General features: G+C 71.1%; 21 protein-coding genes, 1 tRNA gene and 1 other RNA gene. 14 read left to right on the top strand and 9 right to left on the bottom strand.

All coding sequences use genetic code 11. From position 1 onward, the window contains the following. Positions 1-66: 66 nt before the first annotated feature. The 3 genes from ACO03V_RS08575 to ACO03V_RS08585 form a co-directional block, all read right to left on the bottom strand. The gene (locus ACO03V_RS08575; protein WP_423137289.1) at positions 67-441 is read right to left on the bottom strand and encodes a hypothetical protein; all 375 of its coding nucleotides are present in this window, start codon (positions 439-441) and stop codon (positions 67-69) included. A gap of 133 nt (positions 442-574) precedes the next feature. Beyond that, positions 575-871, bottom strand: coding sequence for an ATP-dependent DNA ligase (locus tag ACO03V_RS08580; protein WP_367726935.1), 297 nt, complete (start codon positions 869-871; stop codon positions 575-577). A gap of 126 nt (positions 872-997) precedes the next feature. After that, positions 998-1306, bottom strand: coding sequence for a hypothetical protein (locus ACO03V_RS08585; RefSeq protein WP_423137290.1), 309 nt, complete (start codon positions 1304-1306; stop codon positions 998-1000). A gap of 171 nt (positions 1307-1477) precedes the next feature. On the opposite strand from ACO03V_RS08585, the gene ACO03V_RS08590 reads away from it, so the two are divergent. Continuing rightward, on the top strand, positions 1478-1684 hold the full coding sequence (locus ACO03V_RS08590) for a hypothetical protein (RefSeq protein WP_423137291.1): 207 nt from the start codon (positions 1478-1480) through the stop codon (positions 1682-1684). Between the two features lie 105 nt (positions 1685-1789). Here ACO03V_RS08590 and ACO03V_RS08595 read toward each other — a convergent pair whose 3' ends face one another. Next, positions 1790-2476: a hypothetical protein gene (locus tag ACO03V_RS08595; protein WP_423137292.1), complete on the bottom strand. Its 687-nt coding sequence runs from the start codon at positions 2474-2476 to the stop codon at positions 1790-1792. A gap of 308 nt (positions 2477-2784) precedes the next feature. Between ACO03V_RS08595 and ACO03V_RS08600 the strand changes: the two genes are divergently transcribed. After that, positions 2785-3333 (top strand): hypothetical protein, encoded by a 549-nt coding sequence (locus ACO03V_RS08600; RefSeq protein ID WP_423137293.1) that lies wholly within the window; start codon positions 2785-2787, stop codon positions 3331-3333. A gap of 128 nt (positions 3334-3461) precedes the next feature. On the opposite strand, the gene rnpB is transcribed toward ACO03V_RS08600, so the two are convergent. The 3 genes from rnpB to ACO03V_RS08615 all read right to left on the bottom strand — a co-directional run bounded on the left by rnpB (position 3462) and on the right by ACO03V_RS08615 (position 6306). Continuing rightward, positions 3462-3821, bottom strand: an RNA gene (gene rnpB, locus ACO03V_RS08605) — RNase P RNA component class A. Between the two features lie 31 nt (positions 3822-3852). Next, positions 3853-5562 (bottom strand): bifunctional 3'-5' exonuclease/DNA polymerase, encoded by a 1710-nt coding sequence (locus tag ACO03V_RS08610; RefSeq protein WP_423137294.1) that lies wholly within the window; start codon positions 5560-5562, stop codon positions 3853-3855. Positions 5563-5577: 15 nt separating this feature from the next. After that, entirely contained in the window at positions 5578-6306 is a 729-nt protein-coding gene (locus ACO03V_RS08615) for a zinc ribbon domain-containing protein (RefSeq protein ID WP_423137295.1), read from the bottom strand. Positions 6307-6377: 71 nt separating this feature from the next. Here ACO03V_RS08615 and ACO03V_RS08620 point away from each other — a divergent pair, with 71 nt between their 5' ends. From ACO03V_RS08620 to ACO03V_RS08645, 6 genes are all read left to right on the top strand, one after another. Continuing rightward, a complete protein-coding gene (locus tag ACO03V_RS08620) occupies positions 6378-6707 on the top strand; it encodes a DUF6507 family protein (RefSeq protein WP_423137296.1) in 330 nt (109 codons plus the stop codon). Then, positions 6704-7627 carry a WXG100 family type VII secretion target gene (locus ACO03V_RS08625; RefSeq protein ID WP_423137297.1) on the top strand — a complete coding sequence of 308 codons (924 nt, stop codon included), beginning with the start codon at positions 6704-6706 and terminating at the stop codon, positions 7625-7627. Before ACO03V_RS08620 ends, ACO03V_RS08625 begins: the two co-directional genes overlap by 4 nt. A 9-nt stretch (positions 7628-7636) precedes the next feature. Next, positions 7637-7912 (top strand): hypothetical protein, encoded by a 276-nt coding sequence (locus ACO03V_RS08630; protein ID WP_423137298.1) that lies wholly within the window; start codon positions 7637-7639, stop codon positions 7910-7912. Then, complete coding sequence (locus ACO03V_RS08635; RefSeq protein ID WP_423137299.1) at positions 7909-8238, top strand: hypothetical protein; 330 nt, start codon at positions 7909-7911, stop codon at positions 8236-8238. Before ACO03V_RS08630 ends, ACO03V_RS08635 begins: the two co-directional genes overlap by 4 nt. Continuing rightward, complete coding sequence (locus ACO03V_RS08640; protein ID WP_423137300.1) at positions 8235-9515, top strand: hypothetical protein; 1281 nt, start codon at positions 8235-8237, stop codon at positions 9513-9515. Before ACO03V_RS08635 ends, ACO03V_RS08640 begins: the two co-directional genes overlap by 4 nt. 37 nt (positions 9516-9552) lie before the next feature. After that, positions 9553-9625, top strand: a tRNA-Val gene (locus tag ACO03V_RS08645). Between the two features lie 110 nt (positions 9626-9735). Here ACO03V_RS08645 and ACO03V_RS08650 read toward each other — a convergent pair. Further along, positions 9736-10209 carry a hypothetical protein gene (locus ACO03V_RS08650; RefSeq protein WP_367726944.1) on the bottom strand — a complete coding sequence of 158 codons (474 nt, stop codon included), beginning with the start codon at positions 10207-10209 and terminating at the stop codon, positions 9736-9738. A 276-nt stretch (positions 10210-10485) separates the two neighbouring features. Here ACO03V_RS08650 and aceE point away from each other — a divergent pair, with 276 nt between their 5' ends. From aceE to ACO03V_RS08680, 6 genes are all read left to right on the top strand, one after another. Continuing rightward, positions 10486-13212, top strand: a complete 2727-nt coding sequence (gene aceE, locus ACO03V_RS08655) for a pyruvate dehydrogenase (acetyl-transferring), homodimeric type (protein ID WP_423137301.1) — start codon at positions 10486-10488, stop codon at positions 13210-13212. A gap of 4 nt (positions 13213-13216) precedes the next feature. Then, positions 13217-14440: a PucR family transcriptional regulator gene (locus ACO03V_RS08660; protein WP_423137302.1), complete on the top strand. Its 1224-nt coding sequence runs from the start codon at positions 13217-13219 to the stop codon at positions 14438-14440. Positions 14441-14552: 112 nt separating this feature from the next. Further along, positions 14553-15470, top strand: a complete 918-nt coding sequence (locus ACO03V_RS08665) for an ACP S-malonyltransferase (RefSeq protein WP_423137303.1) — start codon at positions 14553-14555, stop codon at positions 15468-15470. After that, positions 15467-16471: a beta-ketoacyl-ACP synthase III gene (locus tag ACO03V_RS08670; RefSeq protein ID WP_367726948.1), complete on the top strand. Its 1005-nt coding sequence runs from the start codon at positions 15467-15469 to the stop codon at positions 16469-16471. Before ACO03V_RS08665 ends, ACO03V_RS08670 begins: the two co-directional genes overlap by 4 nt. A 72-nt stretch (positions 16472-16543) precedes the next feature. Further along, entirely contained in the window at positions 16544-16792 is a 249-nt protein-coding gene (locus tag ACO03V_RS08675) for an acyl carrier protein (RefSeq protein ID WP_128216336.1), read from the top strand. Between the two features lie 52 nt (positions 16793-16844). Next, positions 16845-18083: a beta-ketoacyl-[acyl-carrier-protein] synthase family protein gene (locus ACO03V_RS08680; RefSeq protein WP_367726949.1), complete on the top strand. Its 1239-nt coding sequence runs from the start codon at positions 16845-16847 to the stop codon at positions 18081-18083. Between the two features lie 150 nt (positions 18084-18233). On the opposite strand, the gene ACO03V_RS08685 is transcribed toward ACO03V_RS08680, so the two are convergent. After that, positions 18234-18737 (bottom strand): DUF3145 domain-containing protein, encoded by a 504-nt coding sequence (locus ACO03V_RS08685; RefSeq protein ID WP_367726950.1) that lies wholly within the window; start codon positions 18735-18737, stop codon positions 18234-18236. Positions 18738-18757: the final 20 nt, after the last annotated feature.

Here is an 18757-nt window from a genome sequence, read left to right on the forward strand (position 1 = left end):
GCCGCCCTCGTCGCTCACGGAGAGACGAGCTCGAACCGCTCCAGAACGACGGGAAAGGTCGCCGGGTCAGTTCTCGTGTCGGCCGCTGAGGCGGTCCCACTCGAGTGACCGGTACTGCAGGTAGGTGCAGAGGTTGGACGCGACGATGAGTTCCGCCCCCAGCGCCCCCATCTCATAGGGCGGAGCGGTGAGCTCCGTCTCGTGCACCTCGACCGTCATCTGCCACAGGGGGTCGTCGAACGCCCGCGGCTGCATGTAGATCGCACCGTTGGCCCGCTGGAGCCGCACGATCACGAGGCCGGTGTCGCTTCTCCGGTCACCGTCCTGCTCGGCTACGACGATGTCGGCACCGGCGGTGTTCCCCGCCTCGATGAAGTCGTCGACCCACTGCTGCAGCACGTAGACGTCCCGTCGCGGCGGGAAGGGGATCTCTCCGGTCACTGAATCATCCTTTCAGCTGTCGCGCGCGGACGGCGCATGACGGCTAACTATTGCGTCACGTCCGCGACGACGTCATGGGCGTTTCCTGAAGCTCTCGCGGGTGCCGCTCGACGGCGGGTGGGCGACGACCTCGTCACGCGGTCGAGGCCTTACCGACATGCACCGTCAGCCCGTTCGGGCCGTTCGCCTCGTCGAACATCTGCTCGACGAGATGTTGGTCGATCGACGGGCTCCGACCGCCCCAGAACTGGAGCACAAGCGGCGTCGACGCGCTGAGCCACAGGCTCAGCGTGCCGGCGCTCGGGTGCGGCGCGTGCAGCATGAAGGACTCGCCGCGCCGCAACTTGTTCATCACCACGATGCGAAGGTGCGCGAGGGTGCGGTCGTCGACATCGAGGACGGCACGGCCCTGATAGAAAAGACGGCCCACGTTCAACTCCTGACACGAACGGCCGGCGGGACCCTGCCGAGCCCGCTTACGCCGTAAGGGACATCTTACGCAACGCCGTCACGGGTACGCGCGCGTGGCTCAGACCAAAAGCCAGGCCGGCGTCGGTCAGTCCTCGCCCGCCGGCGTGATCAGCACCCCGCCGAACCGCGCCTCGGAATAGCGCCACTCCCGTCCATCGACCCACACCCGCGCCGATGCGCAGGGCAGCGGTTCGTGCTCGCCGTTCGGCCAGAGCAATACGAACCCACCGCTCGGGGACGCATTCGACCCCGTCACGCGTGCGCCGTTCGCATCGACGGCACGAGCCTCGCAGTCGCGGCACAGGTACTCGGGGTAGCGGTCGGATTGGGTGACCTGGGCGCCGCAGTTCGGACAGGGCTGGGTTCCACGCGCACCGGGGAGAAACGGGCTCATTCGACAAGCGTAGGTTGCGCCGCCTCCGCGCTGTTCGCGCATGGTCGGCCGATACTCATCCATGCGCTGCCCTCTCTGGTCCCCGCTGCGCGGTGCGACGTCGACCGGGTTGGCGCAGATCTACGCCCTGAGGGGGAGGCTCGGATGGGAGCGCACCTTTAGCGTCGAAGCATGGCTGCGAACGAGAACACGCCCGCATCGGCGACGGTCTGGTACTTCACCGGCGCGACATTCGTGATCGCGCTCCCCATGCTGATGTTCCCCGACCTGCCATGGTGGGCGCGCGCCGCCTCGATCGCGTTCGGTGGTGCGCTCATCGTCGTTGGGATCAGGCAGCTGCAGCGGGAAGCGAGGGGCAAGGGCGATCGACGCGACTAGCGCGAGTCGCCTGTGAGCGGTCCGGCAGCGCGAAGGCGTTCATCCTCGGACGGATGCGCAGCCGGTCAGTCCGTGCGCTCGTTCGATGGGCGTCAGCATGCTGTCTCACCGCGTGTCGTCTCCCCCGCGCCTCAGCCATGCCTCGACGTGCATGAGCTCGGCCGGGAACGGCTCCAGCGCGACCGCCAATGCCGGGGTGATGTGGTGCACGAGCATGTGGGCGCGGAAGCGGCCGTCGGCATCCCAGCCCGCTCCCAACTCGAAGATCTCCGCTGCAGCGGCAGCGGAGGCGGCATCCTGAGCTTCGCAGATCTGGTCGCTGCTCCATGAGCTGGGCACAACGTGAAGATGCGTCCCCAGCAGAGGCTCCAAGGTCGTCCTTACCGCCTCGACGTCCACGGCGGATGCGAGCCCAAACCATCCCTTCTCGTCCCGCGCGGCGAGGAAGGCCACCAGGGCGCCGTTGCGGATGGTGTCGCACGCATCCTGCACGTCGCTGCGGAGGATCTCCGCTCGGTCGGGGACGCCGTCGACGTCGGGGAAGCTCCCCTGAGTGATCTGAGGAAAGAGCGCGACCCCTCGGCCCCCGTCGGTGACGTCCGCGTCGACGATGGCCTCGCCCGTCCAGACACCGCGGACCGTGACCATCCTGTCGACTGAGGCGCTCCTTGGGCCGTCCACGGGTATCCCGAAGGAATCCGTCTGGTCGAACAGCTCGCCGTAGACGCCTTCGCCCCGCAGGAGAAGTCGCCGCGAGAACTCGTCCTCGCGAAGAATCCCCGTCGCGACCACACGGTCACCGGCCAGCACCGGTTCCAGATCGACATGTCCCATCAACGCCCCCTCGCGATGTGGCCCGGTAGCGGCAATGGCCGAGCCCCGAACAGCACCAGCGTGACACAACCGCCTCGCGATGCGGGGTACAAGCGAATGGGCCGGCCTATACGTCGGGCTTGGAACGTCCCAGAAACGTGGGTGGTGGGGATCGATGGAGAACGGTTTTTCAGCTGGATCGCGGCGCAGATATGGAAATGGTGACCGGCGTTAGGGTGTTGATCATGCGGCGTCGACTATCTTTCGTAGTACCCAGTGCGTTACTCATGGTCGTCTCCGCTGTCGCCGGTTGCGCGTCCGGCGCGAATATCGCCCCGGGATCCGGAGACGACGCGGCTGCGTCCGCCCAGTCCAGCGAATCTCCCACGGTTGTCGCGGGAGATGAAGCGGCGCTCGCGCAGGCCCAGGCTTGGCTCGACGCGGCTAACGTTCCACCGGGAGCGGTCCGCACCGACACCTCCCCCGGCAAGTTCAGCTCGTACACCGGGTGGCCGTGCGGCCCCTACGAGCAGTTGGAAGGGTTTTGGGTCGTCTCCGGTACGACTGTGGTCGACGCGGCCAATTGGCTCATCGAGAACCCCACCGCCGACCTGGTGACGACGAGCTTCGCTCCCGCGACCGAGGAACAGGGACCGGTCGATTCGGCGATCGTCGGATACATCCCCGCCCCCGGTGCGCAGGAAGGGATTGTCTACACGCTCGTGAAAATGGAGGGAGACGTTGCGATCCGGGCCGAAGTCGCTGCACAGACCAACACCGCCACATGCCCTCCACTGCCTGACGGCTCAGCGTATGGAGCACCCGGAATGGGGTAACGCTTCGATCCGATCTCCCCGGCACACTCAGCCGCGCTGACCTCGCAAGCAGCAGCCATACGGATACACACCGCACGACGGCGCTGTCCGGGATGTCCTAACTACTCTCATCGTTCGATCACGAAAGGCGAATGGGCCGGCCTGTACGCCGGGTTCTGTCCGGGGGCGGAAGCCCCGTGGACGGTCATCTCTCTCGGCGACACGTTGCCGTGCCGCTCCAGCGGCCTACCCGGGGACTCGGCGAGCCGCGTCGACATCCCCTGTCTGGCCTTGCTCCGGACGAGGTTTACCGTGCGGGTCGTGTCACCACGACCCCGGTGGTCTCTTACACCACCCTTTCACCCTTACCCGCGCGAGGCGGGCGGTCTGCTCTCTGTGGCACTGTCTCGCGGATTGCTCCGGGTGGGTGTTACCCACCGTCCTGCCCTGTGGAGCCCGGACGTTCCTCGGCACGGGCGAACCCGTGACGCGACCGTCCAGCCGACCCATTCGCACGTGCGAGTCTACCGTCGCGGGCGGTCACGCCTTCTCGGCGGTCGGTCCGATCCGCAGGTCGAGAGGGAAGTCGAGCGGGAACGACCCGAACAGCAGACGACCCGCGGATGCCGCGGACTCCCGCACCGCCTCCGCCACCGCGTCCGCGTACTCGACGGGCGTGTGCACGACGATCTCGTCGTGCAGGAAGAACGCCAGATGCGGCGACCGGTGGAACACGGGACCCGACGCGGGCGCGGAGCGCGCGGCATCCACGTCCGGGAACGCCGACAGGCGCGTGCGCAGGTCGGCCAGCCAGGCGAGCGCCCACTCGGCCGCGGTGCCCTGGACCACGAAGTTGCGGGTGAAGCGCCCCCGGTCGCGGGCGGAGCGGCGCGCGCGGGTCTCGTCGATCCCGGATGCCGCGGCGTCGCTCGCCCGCGACTGCAGGTCCCGCCAGGTCGACCCGGCGGTCGGCGAGGTGCGTCCGAGCCAGGTGTGGACGACCCCGCCGTCCTCTCCGACGCGGGCCGCCTCGTCGACGAGCGCCATCGCACGAGGGAAGGTGCGCCGCAGGCGCGGGAGGAGCCGTCCGCTCTCCCCCGTCGTGGCTCCGTACATCGCCCCGAGCATCGCGAGCTTCGCCTCGGCGCGGCTCGCGACGGCGCCCCGCTCGACGATGCCGGCGTAGAGGTCGCGTCCGGATGCCGCCTCGGCCAGCGCCGTGTCGCGCGACATCGCCGCGAGCACGCGGGGTTCGAGCTGCGCCACGTCGGCGGTCACGAGCGTCCAGCCCGGGTCGGCCCGGACCGCCGTGCGCAGCGCTCGGGGGATCTGCAGGGCCCCGCCGCCCGACGACGCCCACCGGCCGGTGACCACGCCCGCGGGGACGTAGACGGGACGGAAGCGGTCGTCGCGGACCCACTCGTCGAGCCACGCCCACCCGTTCGCGGTGTAGAGACGCATCTGCTTCTTGTAGGCGATGAGCGGGGCGACGACCGGGTGGTCGTGCTCGGACAGCTCCCACCGGCTCGTCGACTGGACCAGGACGCCGGCCCGGCGCAGGGAGCGCAGCAGGCGCGGCTGGGAGTCGAGGGATGCCGACGGGTCGTCGAGGGCGGCACGGACGACGGCCGCCGTCTGCTCGATGCGGGCGGGCAGGCCGCCGCCCCGGCGGGCACCGAGCTCGCGCTCGAGCATGTCCTCGTGCGCGCGCCGGCTCCAGGGCACGCCCGCGGCGTGCAGCTCCTCCGCGATGAGCGCCCCCGCCGACTCGGCGGCGCAGAGCAGGCGGAGCGCGCCGGGCGACGTCGACGACGCGATAGCGGCGATCTGGCGGCGGTACTCGGCGAGAGCGGCCGGGAGGGTCTCGGGGATCCCGGATGCCGCCTCCCCCAGGTCGAAGAGGGTGTCGCCTGAGCGGGGCGCCGTCGTCCCGGCATCCCATTCGCCTCTCGCCCGGAGGCCGTGATCGTCGGTCACGGCCTGCGCGTCGCGAAGGATGCCGTGGACGAGGCGGAGGTCCCACACGCGCGCGACGCGGATCCCGGCCTCGAGCAGACGCGGGTAGACGAGTGCGGAGTCGGCCCACACCCATCGCACGTCGCCATCGTGCTGCCGGGCGGCGATCGCCGCGGGGAGCGCGTCGGCGGTCAGCTCCTGAGCGGGTCCGGTGGGCTCGGTGTCCCCGTCGACGGCGACGATCGCGAACCGGCCGTCAGCGACCCGTCCGACGACGACCGTGTCAGTGGGCACGGCCGCCGCGACGGATCATCGGGATTCTTCGGTGCGGACGAGGATCGCGCCGCACTCGGGGCAGAAGACGACCTCGTCCGTTTGGGCGCGCCGAACGGTGCTGAGGTCGCTGGGCGGGAGGACCATGCGGCACGCCTCGCACGCGCCGGCGCGCAGGAGTCCGGCGCCGTTGCCGCGCGCGGCGAGGCGCTCGTACAGCGCGACGAGGTCGGCGGGGATGGCCGCGGCCACGGCGTCCCGGTCGCGGCGGGCGGCCTCGAGGCGGGTGGTGGCCTCGGCGACGGTGGTTTTGGCCTCCGCGCTGAGCTGGGTGCCCTGCGCGTTCGTCTCGGCGATGAGCGCCTCCTGCTCGGCTACCGCGGCGTCGGCGGCCTCGAGCCGCTCCATCAGGGCGATCTCAGCGTCCTCGAGGTCGCTCTTGCGGCGGGCGAGGGAGGTGAGCTCGTTCTCGAACCCCTGTGCCTGCTTCGCGTTGGACGAGGCGGCCAGGCGCTCGGTGTCGCGGGCGATGCGGGCGTCCACGACCGACACGTCGGACTCGAGGCGCTTCAGCTCGGCGGCGATGTCGTCGCGGACGTTCGCGCGCGCCCCCAGCTCCTGCGACAGCGTCGACCGCTGCGCGATGAGCTCGCGCACGCGCTCGGCCTGCGGGGGGTTGCCGGCGACGCGCTCGTCCCGACGGATACGGGCGTCGAGGTCGGCAAGATCGAGCAGTCGGCGCTGGTCGGCGGGATCGGCGTTCACGCTCCCACGCTACCCCGGGGGTGGGACAGACAGGCGTCCGGCTAGCCTGGACCCACGGAACCCCCGGATGAATGGATGCCATCACCGTGACCTGGAGCATCGACCCTGTGCAGGCGCGCGCCGTCTGCCGTGCAACGGACGAACACGCGTCCGCGATCGACGCCGTCGTGATCACCACCGCGGATGCCTTCGAGTCGGCGCAGAGCGCCGTGGGCGCGGGTGAGACCGCCACGGCGCTGGCAGAGGTCGCCGCCGACCCGTTCCTCATCCGCCTCGCGGGCATCCGGCGGCACATCAGCACCGTGACGGAGACGACGGAAGGGGTCGTCGCCCTCTACGAGCAGGCGGACTACGACATGGCCGCCCAGACGCAGGCGACGATGAACGGGTCCAAGCCGTGAGCGTCGCTCCCGCGACGATCCCGCGGTCCGCCGACGTCTCGGCCGCCGCGGACACGCTGTCCGCCGCCCTCGACGGGCTCGACGACGCCGTCTCCGACGTCACGAGCTCGTGGGGCGGGCTGAACGCCGTGTACGAGGCGCCGGAAGCGCAGACGGCCTATGGCGCCCTGGCATCCGTGTCGCCCGCCGCCGATGAGCTGGCGACCGCGCTGTCGTCGGCGGTGAGCGCGCTGCGGACGTATGCGGAGGCCCTCGCCTCGCTGGAGACCCGCCGCGCGGCCATCGTCTCCGACCTCGCGGTGGTCGAGCGCGAAATCGACCTCCCGCTCGAAGAGCGCGACCCGGAGGCCCCGACCGTCGCCGAGGTCGCCCGCGCACGCCGGACCTTCGACGCCGACGCCACCGCCGCCGACGAGGACTGCGCCCGAGCCCTGCGGGCGCTGCGCACGTCGACGACGTGGGTGATGAACGACGGTCTCGAGATCGTGACCGGCAACGCCGGGTCGGCGGTCCAGGGTCTCGCGAGCGAGCTGCTGCAGCGCTACCGCGGCACGCTGATGGTGCCCGGCCCGGGGGCGATGCTGCCGGACGAGATCCGGCTCACCGCGGGTGATCTGGAGCCCACCTGGCCCCGCTCCCGCATCGACGGGCAGATCTGGGTGCAGCGCCCGTCGGGCACGTGGATGCTGGAGAGCAACCTCCTGCCCGACGCTCCCCCGGCGCTCGGCGGCCTGCCGGGGTGGAACGGGCAGCCGAAGTTCGCCCCCGCCGAGATCGGGACGCCGCCCGCCTGGGCCGGGCACGCCGGTAAGGCGCTGTCGGTGGTGGGTGCGGGCCTGACCTACTGGAGCGTCTACGGCGAGAGCTACAACGACACCCTCACCCGCCACCCGGACTGGAGCGAGGAACAGCGTCAGTAGGAGGCGTGGGTGGACACGGCGGTCGTCGGCACGAGCTCTGTCGCCGGCGGCGCCGGCGGCGCGTGGGGCGGTGCGCTGCTCGGCGCGAGCATCGGGTCGGTGTTCCCGGGACCCGGGACGATCATCGGCGGCATCGTGGGTGGGGTGATCGGCGGCGTCGCCGGTGGATGGGGAGGACAGCAGGTGTCGCAGAGAGCGGTGGACAGCATCCGCGGCGAGAACGAGACCATCATGGCGCCGGGTCCGCTGGGTGCGGCGCACGGACCCGCCGGAGACCAGCTGTGACCGCCGGCCTGATCGTCGGCATCGCCTTCCTCGCGCTCGGCGTGGTGGCCTACAGCGGCGTGTGGAAAGGCTGGATCCGCGTCCGCCGCGGGTACGGAAGCACCATCGGCTTCGCGTGGCTGTGGCTCGGCCTGTCGTTCACGACGGCGTCGGTCGCCACCTCCCTCGCTGTGGCTTCCCGCCCGCTCCTGCTCGTCCTCCTGGCGGTCGCGGCGGTGCTGCTGGTCGTGGCCATCGTCGGCTTCTTCTGGCTCCCGCCCTTCCTCCTGCCCGCGTGGTACCGCGTGCTTCGCGGCGACGACGTGCGTCCGAAGGGTCGCCCATGAAGTTCTCGACCGGTCCCGCCACTCGCGAGTCCGCCGTCGTCGTCGCGGAGACGCCCCATGCGCACGTCACCTACCCGGACTGGCTCGAGACGTCCGCGTTCGACGGGGCCGACCTCGTTTTGACACCGGTCGAACGCCCGGACGGATTCGTCCCCAACCTCGTGCTGACCTCGGTGGCGAGCACCGCTCCCCTGACGGATGCCGCGGCGGCGGCGGTCCGAGCCGCCGGTGCCCAGCATGACGGCGCGTACGTGATCGCGGTCGACCTGTGGCATCCCTCGCCCGACGGGTCCCCCGCCCGCGGTCGACGGATCATCTTCGCCTACCCGGGCGACGACGGACAGGACGTCGTCGTCGCCAAGTGGGTGTGGGCCACCGGGAGTCACCACGTGCACCTGTCGGCCAGCTGCGTCCCCTCCCAGTGGACCGGGTACTCCCCGGTCTTCGACGGGATCGCCGCCCACCTGGCGCTCACCACCGACCCGGCGGAGACCGCGGAGGCGGCGGCCCGCGCCGGTGACGCTCCGCTGGATGCCGTCGTGACCGCCCGTGTCGGAAATCCGATCGAGTCCCTCGACGACATCCCGGCGCCGGCGTTCGCCTCCGCGGCGCCGCGTCTGTCGCCCGACGCGCTGCAGGCGGTGCTCACCGGAACGGCGAGATCGCGCATCGGTGCGGCCCACGGCGTCCTCGCCCGCCGCGACCGCGGGACCGCGGCGGCGCACGAGCTTCGCGATGCCGGGTGGATCGACGACGACGGTCGGCTGACACGGGACGGTTCGGCTGCTGGAGCGGCCCTCGCCGCGAAGCGGCACATCGCGACCGTCCAGGCGCGCCGGGGGGATCGCGCCGCGCTGCTGATCGCGTATGCGGGTCCGCGCGGCGTGCTCGTCCTGCACGACCCGGCGCTGTCCGAAGACGTCGGCGGACCTGCTGACACGGCCTCGCGACACGCGGTGGTCCTCGACCCCGATCACATGCCGGTCTTCGTGGCCGCCTGGCTCGGTGTCACCCCCAGCTGGCCCGTGAGCGAGCCGGACGAGCAGATCGCCGCCGACGAGCTCGCCGCGCACATCGGGGCCACCGATGGCGCCGTCGAACCCTGGACCGAGGTCCTGATCCGCGGCGACGACGGCGACCTGTACGACGTGGTCTCGCCGTCACGCGGCTGGCTCCGGATCGGAGCGCCGGTCGATGGCATCCATCCGCTCCGCGCCGAACCGACGGCCGTCGTCTTCGACCGGCTCGCCCTGCTGAGCACGCGGGCCCTCGCCTGAGGACGGAGTGCGTCCCGGGTTAGACTCGGGGACTCCAGGGCCTTTAGCTCAGCTGGTAGAGCGCCACGTTTACACCGTGGATGTCGTCGGTTCGATCCCGGCAGGGCCCACCGCTCGCTTCCGCTGGTCCAGTGAACGCTCGCGCGCGGGGGGAAACGCCGTGGCACGGCGTTTCCCCCGGCGCAGAGCGTTTACCGACAAAGCACCCGGCTCGGTGAGGTCATGTTCTCCGCGTGACGACGAGGCACCCGACGCAGACTGCGACGAGGACCGCGCACACCGCGATGGCCGTCCCGGCCGGTGGCACCAGCTCCCCCTTGAAGCGCACCCATGCCAGCGTGGGCGAGAACACGGCCGCGGCGAGGGCAGTTCCGAACATCAGTCGCGGATACGCCCGTCTTTCCTGCATCGACGTCACCGTCATCCGTCGCAAGGCGACGATGACGCAGACGAGCGTGCTGATGGCAGCGGCCGCGAGGATCCAGGTCCACGACGCCTCTGGCGTCATGGAAAAGCGGCGCGTCCCCCCGAACCCTCCCCCCACCAAGGCGACGATCGGGACGGCGGAGACCCATTCGAAGAGTTCCCACCCGACCGGGGCACGCCGGGGTAACGCCCCGGTCCGGGCGCGCCAGGCCCGCCGCGTCTTCGGCGCGTCCTCCCGAGGGAGGTCGGGCGCGTCGCTCGTGGTCACGCGATCAGTATCGAGCACGCGGCGGCCCGCCGTCGCACGCCGGTAAACGCTCGCGCGAGCGGGACGGCGGACGGGCGAGAGCGGTCGATTCCGGAGAATGGATGCCTCGACGTCGAGGCATCCATCCGCCCCGACACCCGCGGGTGGAGGACCGCACGACCGGAGCGCCGCCGACTCGCTAGGCTGGACGCTGGTGAATTGTGCGGAGCAGACAAGGGTTGCCGCACGCGTATGGCGATTCTCTGGCATGACCTGCCAGACGACGAAAGGTCTTCCGTGACTGTTCACGATCAGGATCCGTATTCGCAGGGGCCGCAGGACAGCGACCCGGAAGAGACCGAGGAGTGGAAGGAATCCCTCCGTCAGCTCGTCCAGGCGAAGGGTCCGGCTCGCGCCCGCGAGATCATGCTGAGCCTGCTCAAGGGCTCGAAGGAGCTGCACCTCGGCGTGCCGATGGTGCCGACCACCGACTACATCAACACCATCGCGCGCGACAGCGAGCCCGAGTTCCCCGGTGACGAGGAGCTGGAGCGCCGCTACCGCAAGTGGATCCGCTGGAACGCCGCGGTCACCGTGCACCGTGCGCAGCGCCCCGGCATCGGCGTCGGCGGCCACATCTCGACGTACGCCTCGTCGGCGGCGCTGTACGAGGTGGGCTTCAACCACTTCTTCCGCGGCCTCGACGACCCGTCCGGCGGCGACCAGATCTTCGTGCAGGGCCACGCCTCCCCCGGCACCTACGCCCGCGCGTTCCTCGAGGGCCGCCTCACCGAGGCGCAGCTCGACGGCTTCCGCCAGGAGAAGTCCGCGGCGCCGAACGGCATCCCCTCCTACCCCCACCCCCGTCTCATGCCGGACTTCTGGCAGTTCCCGACGGTGTCGATGGGTCTGGGCCCGATCAACGCGATCTACCAGGCCATGTCGAACAAGTACCTCAGCAACCGCGGCATCAAGGACGTGTCGGACTCGCACGTCTGGGCGTACCTCGGCGACGGCGAGATGGACGAGGTCGAGAGCCGCGGACAGCTCCAGGTCGCGGCGAACGAGGGCCTGGACAACCTGACCTTCATCGTCAACTGCAACCTGCAGCGCCTCGACGGCCCCGTCCGCGGCAACGGCAAGATCATCCAGGAGCTCGAGAGCTTCTTCCGCGGTGCCGGCTGGAACGTCATCAAGGTCGTCTGGGGCCGCGAGTGGGACGACCTGCTCGCCCGCGACACCGACGGTGCGCTGCTGAACCTCATGAACAGCACGCCCGACGGCGACTACCAGACGTACAAGGCCGAGAACGGCGCGTACGTCCGCGAGAACTTCTTCGGCCGCGACCCCCGCGCGCTCGAGCTCGTCAAGGACTACTCGGACGAGCAGATCTGGGGCCTCAAGCGCGGTGGCCACGACTACCGCAAGGTCTACGCGGCGTTCAAGGCGGCCAAGGAGCACAAGGGCCAGCCGACCGTCATCCTCGCCAAGACCATCAAGGGCTACGGCCTGGGTCCGCACTTTGAGGGCCGCAACGCGACCCACCAGATGAAGAAGATGACCCTCGACGACCTGAAGGCGTTCCGCGACGCGATGGACATCCCGGTGTCCGACGCGCAGCTCGAGGAGAACCCGTACCAGCCGCCGTACTACACCCCCGGTGAGAAGGACGAGACGATCCAGTACATGCTGGAGCGTCGCCGCTCGCTCGGCGGGTTCCTGCCGGAGCGCCGCTCGACGCACGTCGGACTGGAACTGCCCGGCGACGCCGCGTACCAGCTGCCCAAGAAGGGCTCGGGCACGCAGGAGGTCGCCACGACGATGGCGTTCGTCCGCCTGCTGAAGGACCTGCTGCGCGTCAAGGGCTTCGGTCACCGCATCGTGCCGATCATCCCCGACGAGGCGCGCACGTTCGGCATGGACGCGTACTTCCCGACGGCGAAGATCTACAACCCCAAGGGCCAGCACTACACCTCCGTGGACCGCGAGCTGCTGCTCGCGTACAAGGAGAGCCCCGAGGGTCAGATCATCCACGTCGGCATCAACGAGGCCGGCGCTCTCGCCGCCTTCACCGCGGCGGGCACCTCGTACGCCACGCACGGCGAGCCGCTGATCCCCGTCTACGTCTTCTACTCGATGTTCGGCTTCCAGCGCACGGGCGACGCCCAGTGGGCGGCGGGCGACCAGATGGCGCGCGGCTTCATCATCGGCGCCACCGCCGGCCGCACCACCCTGACCGGTGAGGGCCTGCAGCACGCCGACGGCCACTCGCAGCTGCTCGCCTCGACCAACCCGGCGACCGTGTCGTACGACCCGGCCTACGGCTACGAGATCGCGCACATCGTGCGCTCCGGCCTGGAGCGCATGTACGGCGGGGAGCACCCGGACCCGAACGTCATGTACTACATGACGGTCTACAACGAGCCGCTCGTGCAGCCGGCCGAGCCCGAGGGGGTCGACGTCGACGGCATCGTCCGCGGCATCCACCACGTCTCCTCCGGCGAGGGCGAGGGTCCCCGCACCCAGCTGCTCGCCTCGGGCGTCGGTGTGCCGTGGGCGTTCGAGGCCCAGCGCCTCCTCAAGGAGGACTGGGGCGTCGTCGCCGACGTGTGGTCGGTGACCTCGTGGACCGAGCTGCGCCGCGACGGCCTCGCCGCCGACGAGCACAACTTCCTCCACCCCGACCAGGAGCCGCGCGTCGCCTACCTGACCGACAAGCTCAAGGAGGCCCAGGGTCCCGTCGTCGCGGTCAGCGACTGGATGCACGCGGTCCAGGACCAGATCCGTCCGTGGGTCCCGCAGAACTACTGGACGCTCGGCGCCGACGGCTTCGGCTTCTCGGACACCCGTGCGGCCGCGCGCCGGTTCTTCAAGATCGACGGTCCGTCGCTCGTGGTCCGCGCCCTGCAGGCGCTGGCCGAGGAGGGCAAGGTCGACCGCGCCGTCGTCGGCCAGGCGATCGAGAAGTACCGCCTGCACGACGTCAACGCCGGGACGAGCGGCAACGCGGGCGGCGAGGCCTGATCGCGTGACCGACACCGCGGCCGCGCAGGACAAGGCCGAGACGCTGGCGTGGCTGCGCCGTATCTCGGGTGACCTCGCGACCGCGACCATCCAGCGTCTCGAAGAGACGCTGCCCTGGTACGCCGAGATGCCCCCTGCGCGCCGGTCCGCTGTCGGACTGGTCGCGCAGGCGGGCATCACGTCGTTCCTGAAGTGGTTCGAGGAGCCCGCCTCGACCCCGGCCATCGCCGCGGACATCTTCGCCGCCGCCCCGCGCGAGCTGCTGCGCAGCGTCAGCCTCACGCAGACGCTCCAGCTGGTCCGCGTCACCGTCGAGGTGATGGAGGAGCGCGTCGCCGGCCGCAGCGAGAAGGTGCGCGAGGCGATGCTCTCGTATTCGCGCGAGGTCGCCTTCGCCGCCGCCGACGTCTACGCCCGCGCCGCGGAGGCGCGCGGACTGTGGGACGCGCGCTTGGAGGCGCTCGTCGTCGACTCGATCCTCACGGGCGAGGCCGACGAGGAGCTGCCCAGCCGTATCGCGGCCCTCGGGTGGCACGGCCACGGCGAGGTCGCGGTGCTCGTGGGCACCACCCCGCGTCTCCTCGACGTCGACCAGGTGCGGCGCACGGCCCGCAAGCTCGGCGTCGACGTCCTCATCGGGGTGCAGGGCTCCCGTCTGGTGCTCGTCATCGGCCGCGCCGACCTCCCCGCCCGTGGGGCCGACGAGATCACCGAGCTGCCCTTCACCGACATCGCCAAGCGGCTCGAACCGGGCTTCGGCAGCGGACATCTCGTCCTCGGGCCGGCCGTGGCGGCGCTTGTCGACGCCGGGCAGAGCGCCCGCGCCGCCCTTGCCGGATTCGCGGTGGCGCGCGCGTGGCGCAACGCCCCCCGCCCGGTCGAGGCCGACGACCTCCTCCCCGAGCGCGCCCTTGCGGGCGACCCGGTCGCCAAGCTCACCCTCGTCGAACGCGTGTACCGCCCGCTGCAGGCCCACAGCGCCGACCTCGTCTCCACCCTGTGGAGCTACCTCGACAACGGCCGGTCCCTCGAGGCGACCGCCCGCGAGCTCTTCGTGCACCCCAACACCGTCCGCTACCGCCTCAAGCGCGTGTCCGAGGTGATCGGGTGGGATGCCACCGGCCCGCGCGAGGCGTTGATCCTCCAGACCGCGCTGATCCTCGGCTCCATCGGCACGGATGCCACCCGCCGACGCGGCGCGGGCGCACGCCGGCACAGCCTCTCCTGACCCGCCGTCCCGGCGCGAGGACCACGTCGATGCACGGCGCGCACAAAGACACGCCGCTTTCTTGTGCCGATATCTCCAGAAGCGTCGGCCGGATCCTTGACAGGATGGACGGGTGATCATCGCCGTCTTCCCCGGACAGGGTTCGCAGACCCCCGGGTTCCTCTCCCCCTGGCTCGAGATCGACGGCGCCCGCGAGCGCCTCGAGGCCTACTCCGACCAGGCGGGCGTCGACCTGGTCGCCGCCGGGACCGAGTGGGACGCCGACCGTATCCGCGACACCAGCGTCGCGCAGCCGCTCATCGTCGCGGCGTCCCTGCTGTCGTGGGCGGCCCTCACCGCCGCCGGCCCGCGCCCGTCCGGTGTGGCCGGGCACTCCGTCGGCGAGATCGCCGCGCTGGCGGCATCCGGGGTCCTCTCCGACGACGACGCCCTGCGCCTCGTGGCCCTGCGCGGCCGGGCCATGGCCGAGGCTGCCCAGGCCGTCGAGACGGGCATGAGCGCCGTCGTCGGCGGCGACGAGGGCGCCGTGCTCGAGCGCCTCGACGGGCTCGGCCTCACCCCCGCCAACTTCAACGGCGGCGGCCAGATCGTCGCCGCCGGCGAGCTGCCGGCACTGGCCGAGCTCGCCGCGGACGCACCGCGCGGGACGCGCGTCATCCCCCTGCAGGTCGCCGGCGCCTTCCACACACGCTTCATGGAGCCCGCCGTCGCGGCCCTCCGCGACGCCGCCGCGACCGTCGAGACGGCGGCCCCCGACACGACGCTGTGGACGAACTCCGACGGCTCGACCGTCGACGACGGCCGCCGCGCCCTCGACCTCGTCGTCGCGCAGGTCGCCTCCCCCGTCCGCTGGGACCGCTGCATGGCGTCGTTCGCCGCGCAGGGCGTCACCGGCATCATCGAGCTCGCGCCCGCCGGCGCGCTGACGGGGCTCGCCAAGCGCGCGCTGCGCGGCACGCCGACCGTGGCGGTCAAGACCCCCGACGACCTCGACGCGGCCGTCTCACTCCTGAAAGAAGACCAGGCATGAGCACCCCCACCCTCCGTCAGCTGCAGGGCCCCGCGCACACGCGCATCTACGCGTACGGCGCCGCCCGCGGCGAGAACGCCGTCCCGAACGAGGATCTCGTCGGCCCGATCGACTCCAGCGACGAGTGGATCCGCCAGCGCACCGGCATCGTCACGCGTGTCCGCGCGGACAAGACGACGGATGCCATCGACCTCGCCGCCGCCGCCGCGCAGGAGGCCGTGGAGAAGTCCGGCGTCGCCCCGTCCGACATCGACGCGGTCATCGTCGCGACCATCAGCAACCCGAAGCAGACGCCCTCGGCCTCGGCCATCGTCGCCGACCGCATCGGCGCCAACCCGGCGGCCGCCTACGACGTCAACGCCGCGTGCGCCGGCTTCGCCTACGGCGTCGCCCAGGCCGACGCCCTGGTGCGCGGAGGTCTGGCGAAGCACGTCGTCGTCGTCGGCGCCGAGAAGCTCAGCGACATCGTCGATCCGACCGACCGCAGCATCTCGTTCCTGCTGGGCGACGGCGCGGGCGCTGTCGTCGTCGGCCCGAGCGACACCCCCGGCATCGGCCCCACCGTCTGGGGGTCCGACGGCTCGAAGGCGGATGCGGTGGGCATGAACCACACCCTCACCGACTTCCGCGACGGCTCCGCACCGTGGCCCACGCTGCGCCAGGAAGGCCCCACGGTCTTCCGCTGGGCCGTGTGGGAGATGGTCAAGGTCGCGCGCCAGGCGCTCGAGGCCGCCGGCGTGGAGGCCTCCGACCTGGCCGCCTTCGTCCCGCACCAGGCCAACATGCGGATCATCGACGAGTTCGCCAAGCAGCTGGGCCTGCCCGAGAGCGTCGTCATCGGTCGCGACATCGAGACGACGGGCAACACCTCGGCGGCATCCATCCCTCTCGCCACCCACCGGCTGCTCGCCGAGCACCCCGAGCTGAGCGGCGGCCTGGCCTTGCAGATCGGCTTCGGCGCCGGTCTCGTCTTCGGCGCGCAGGTCGTCGTCCTCCCGTGACACGCGGGCCCCGAACCCTAAACTGATCCAGGCCCGCGACCAGGGCCGAATCCCCAAGAACAGGAGCATCCCATGGCTTTCACCAACGACGAGGTCCTCGCCGGCCTGGCCGAGCTGATCACCGACGAGACCGGCATCTCGGCCGACGAGGTCGCCCTCGAGAAGTCGTTCACCGACGATCTCGACATCGACTCGATCTCGATGATGACGATCGTCGTCAACGCCGAGGAGAAGTTCGGCGTCACCATCCCCGACGACGAGGTCAAGAACCTCAAGACCGTCGGCGACGCCGTCACCTACATCTCGTCGAACCAGTCGTGACTCTCCCGGTGGGGGCTGCGGCCCCCACCGGTCAGACCGAGGATCTTTCCCCATGAGCACATCCCGCATCGTCGTCACCGGTATCGGTGCGACCTCGCCCATCGGCGGCACCGCGCCCGAGAGCTGGTCCGCCCTGCTGGACGGCGCCTCCGGCGCCCGCACCCTCGAGCACGAGTGGGTCGAGAAGTATCAGCTCCCCGTCACCTTCGCCGCCGAGGCCCTCGTGCGGCCCGAGACGGTCCTCGAGCGCCCCGTCGCGAAGCGCCTCGACCCCTCCTCGCAGCTGGCCATGGTCGCCGCGAAGGAAGCGTGGGAGGACGCCGGCGCGCCCGAGATCGACCCCGAGCGCCTCGGCGTCGACTTCGCCACCGGCATCGGCGGCGTGTGGACGCTGCTGGACGCGTGGGACGTCCTGCGGGAGAAGGGCCCCCGCCGCGTCATGCCGATGACGGTGCCCATGCTGATGCCGAACGCCGCGGCCGGCAACCTCTCGCTGCACTTCAACGCACGGGCCTTCGCCCGTACGGTCGCCTCGGCCTGCGCGTCGAGCACCGAGTCGATCGTCAACGCCGTCCAGCACATCCGCGACGGTCTCGCCGACGTCGTCATCGCCGGCGGCACCGAGTCCGCGATCCACCCCATCACGATCGCGTCGTTCGCCTCGATGCAGGCGCTGTCCAAGCGGAACGACACCCCCGAGACGGCGTCCCGTCCGGCGAGCGTCGACCGCGACGGCTTCGTCATGGGCGAGGGCGCGGGCGTGCTGATCCTCGAGACCGAGGAGCACGCGAAGGCCCGCGGCGCGAAGATCTACGCCTCCATCGTGGGCGGCGGGGTCACCGCCGACTCGTACCACATCACGGCCAACGACCCCGAGGGCCGCGGCGCCGCACGCGCCGTCCGCATGGCGCTCGAGATGGCCGACGCCTCGGTGGACGACGTCACGCACATCAACGCGCACGCCACCTCGACCCCGGTCGGCGACCCGAACGAGTACCAGGCGCTGCGCGCCGTCTTCGGCGACCGCGTCGACGAGATCCCGGTGTCGGCGACCAAGGCGTCCACGGGTCACCTCCTCGGCGGCACGGGCGCGCTCGAGGCGATCTTCACCGTCCTCGCCCTGAAGAACCGCGTCGCCCCGCCGACAATCAACCTCACCGAGCAGGACCCCGCGGTGCCGTTCGCGCTGTCCGGCTCGCCGGTCGAGCTCGGCTCGGGCGACCAGCTGGCGATCAGCAACTCCTTCGGCTTCGGCGGTCACAACGCCGTCGTCGCGATCGCGTCGGTCTGACCACGTCGAACGCCCCCGTCATCCCCCGACGAGCTCGGGGATGGCGGGGGCGTTCGTGGTATCGGACGAGGGATACACGGTCCCGGTGCCGGGGAGCGGTCACCGGCCTCCGGTAGTGGTGCCTCCCCCGTCCGACGATCAGGGGCCGGCTCAGCCGACCTTGTGCAGCCAGACGATCTGCTGGTCGTCGCCGGCGTGGCGGAACGGCTCGAGCTCCTCGTCCCAGGCCGAGCCGAGGGCGATGTCGAGCTCGCGCTGCAGCTCGAACGCGTCGCCGGCGGCGACCTCCAGCGCGTAGCGCACGCGGTCCTCGCCGATGACGACGTTGCCCGCGGCATCCGTCTGGGCGTAATGGATGCCGAGACCCGGGGTGTGCATCCAGCGTCCGCCGTCGCTGCGGGGCGTGGGATCCTCGCTCACCTCGAAGCGGAGGTGCTCCCATCCGCGGATGGCGCTCGCCAGCGCCGCTCCGGACCCCACCGGGCCCTCCCAGTAGAACTCCGCGCGACGGCTGCCCATCAGCACGGGCTGGTCGGCCCAGTCGAAGTTGACGGGACGGCCGAGGGCGCGTCCCACCGCCCACTCGAGGTGGGGGCACAACGCGCGTGGCGCTGAGTGGATCAGGATCACTCCGCGCGAAGACGTGGTCGCCATGGTCTCTCCTTCGTCAGGTA

The organism is Microbacterium sp. HMH0099, from assembly GCF_049384025.1.
GTDB lineage: Bacteria > Actinomycetota > Actinomycetes > Actinomycetales > Microbacteriaceae > Microbacterium.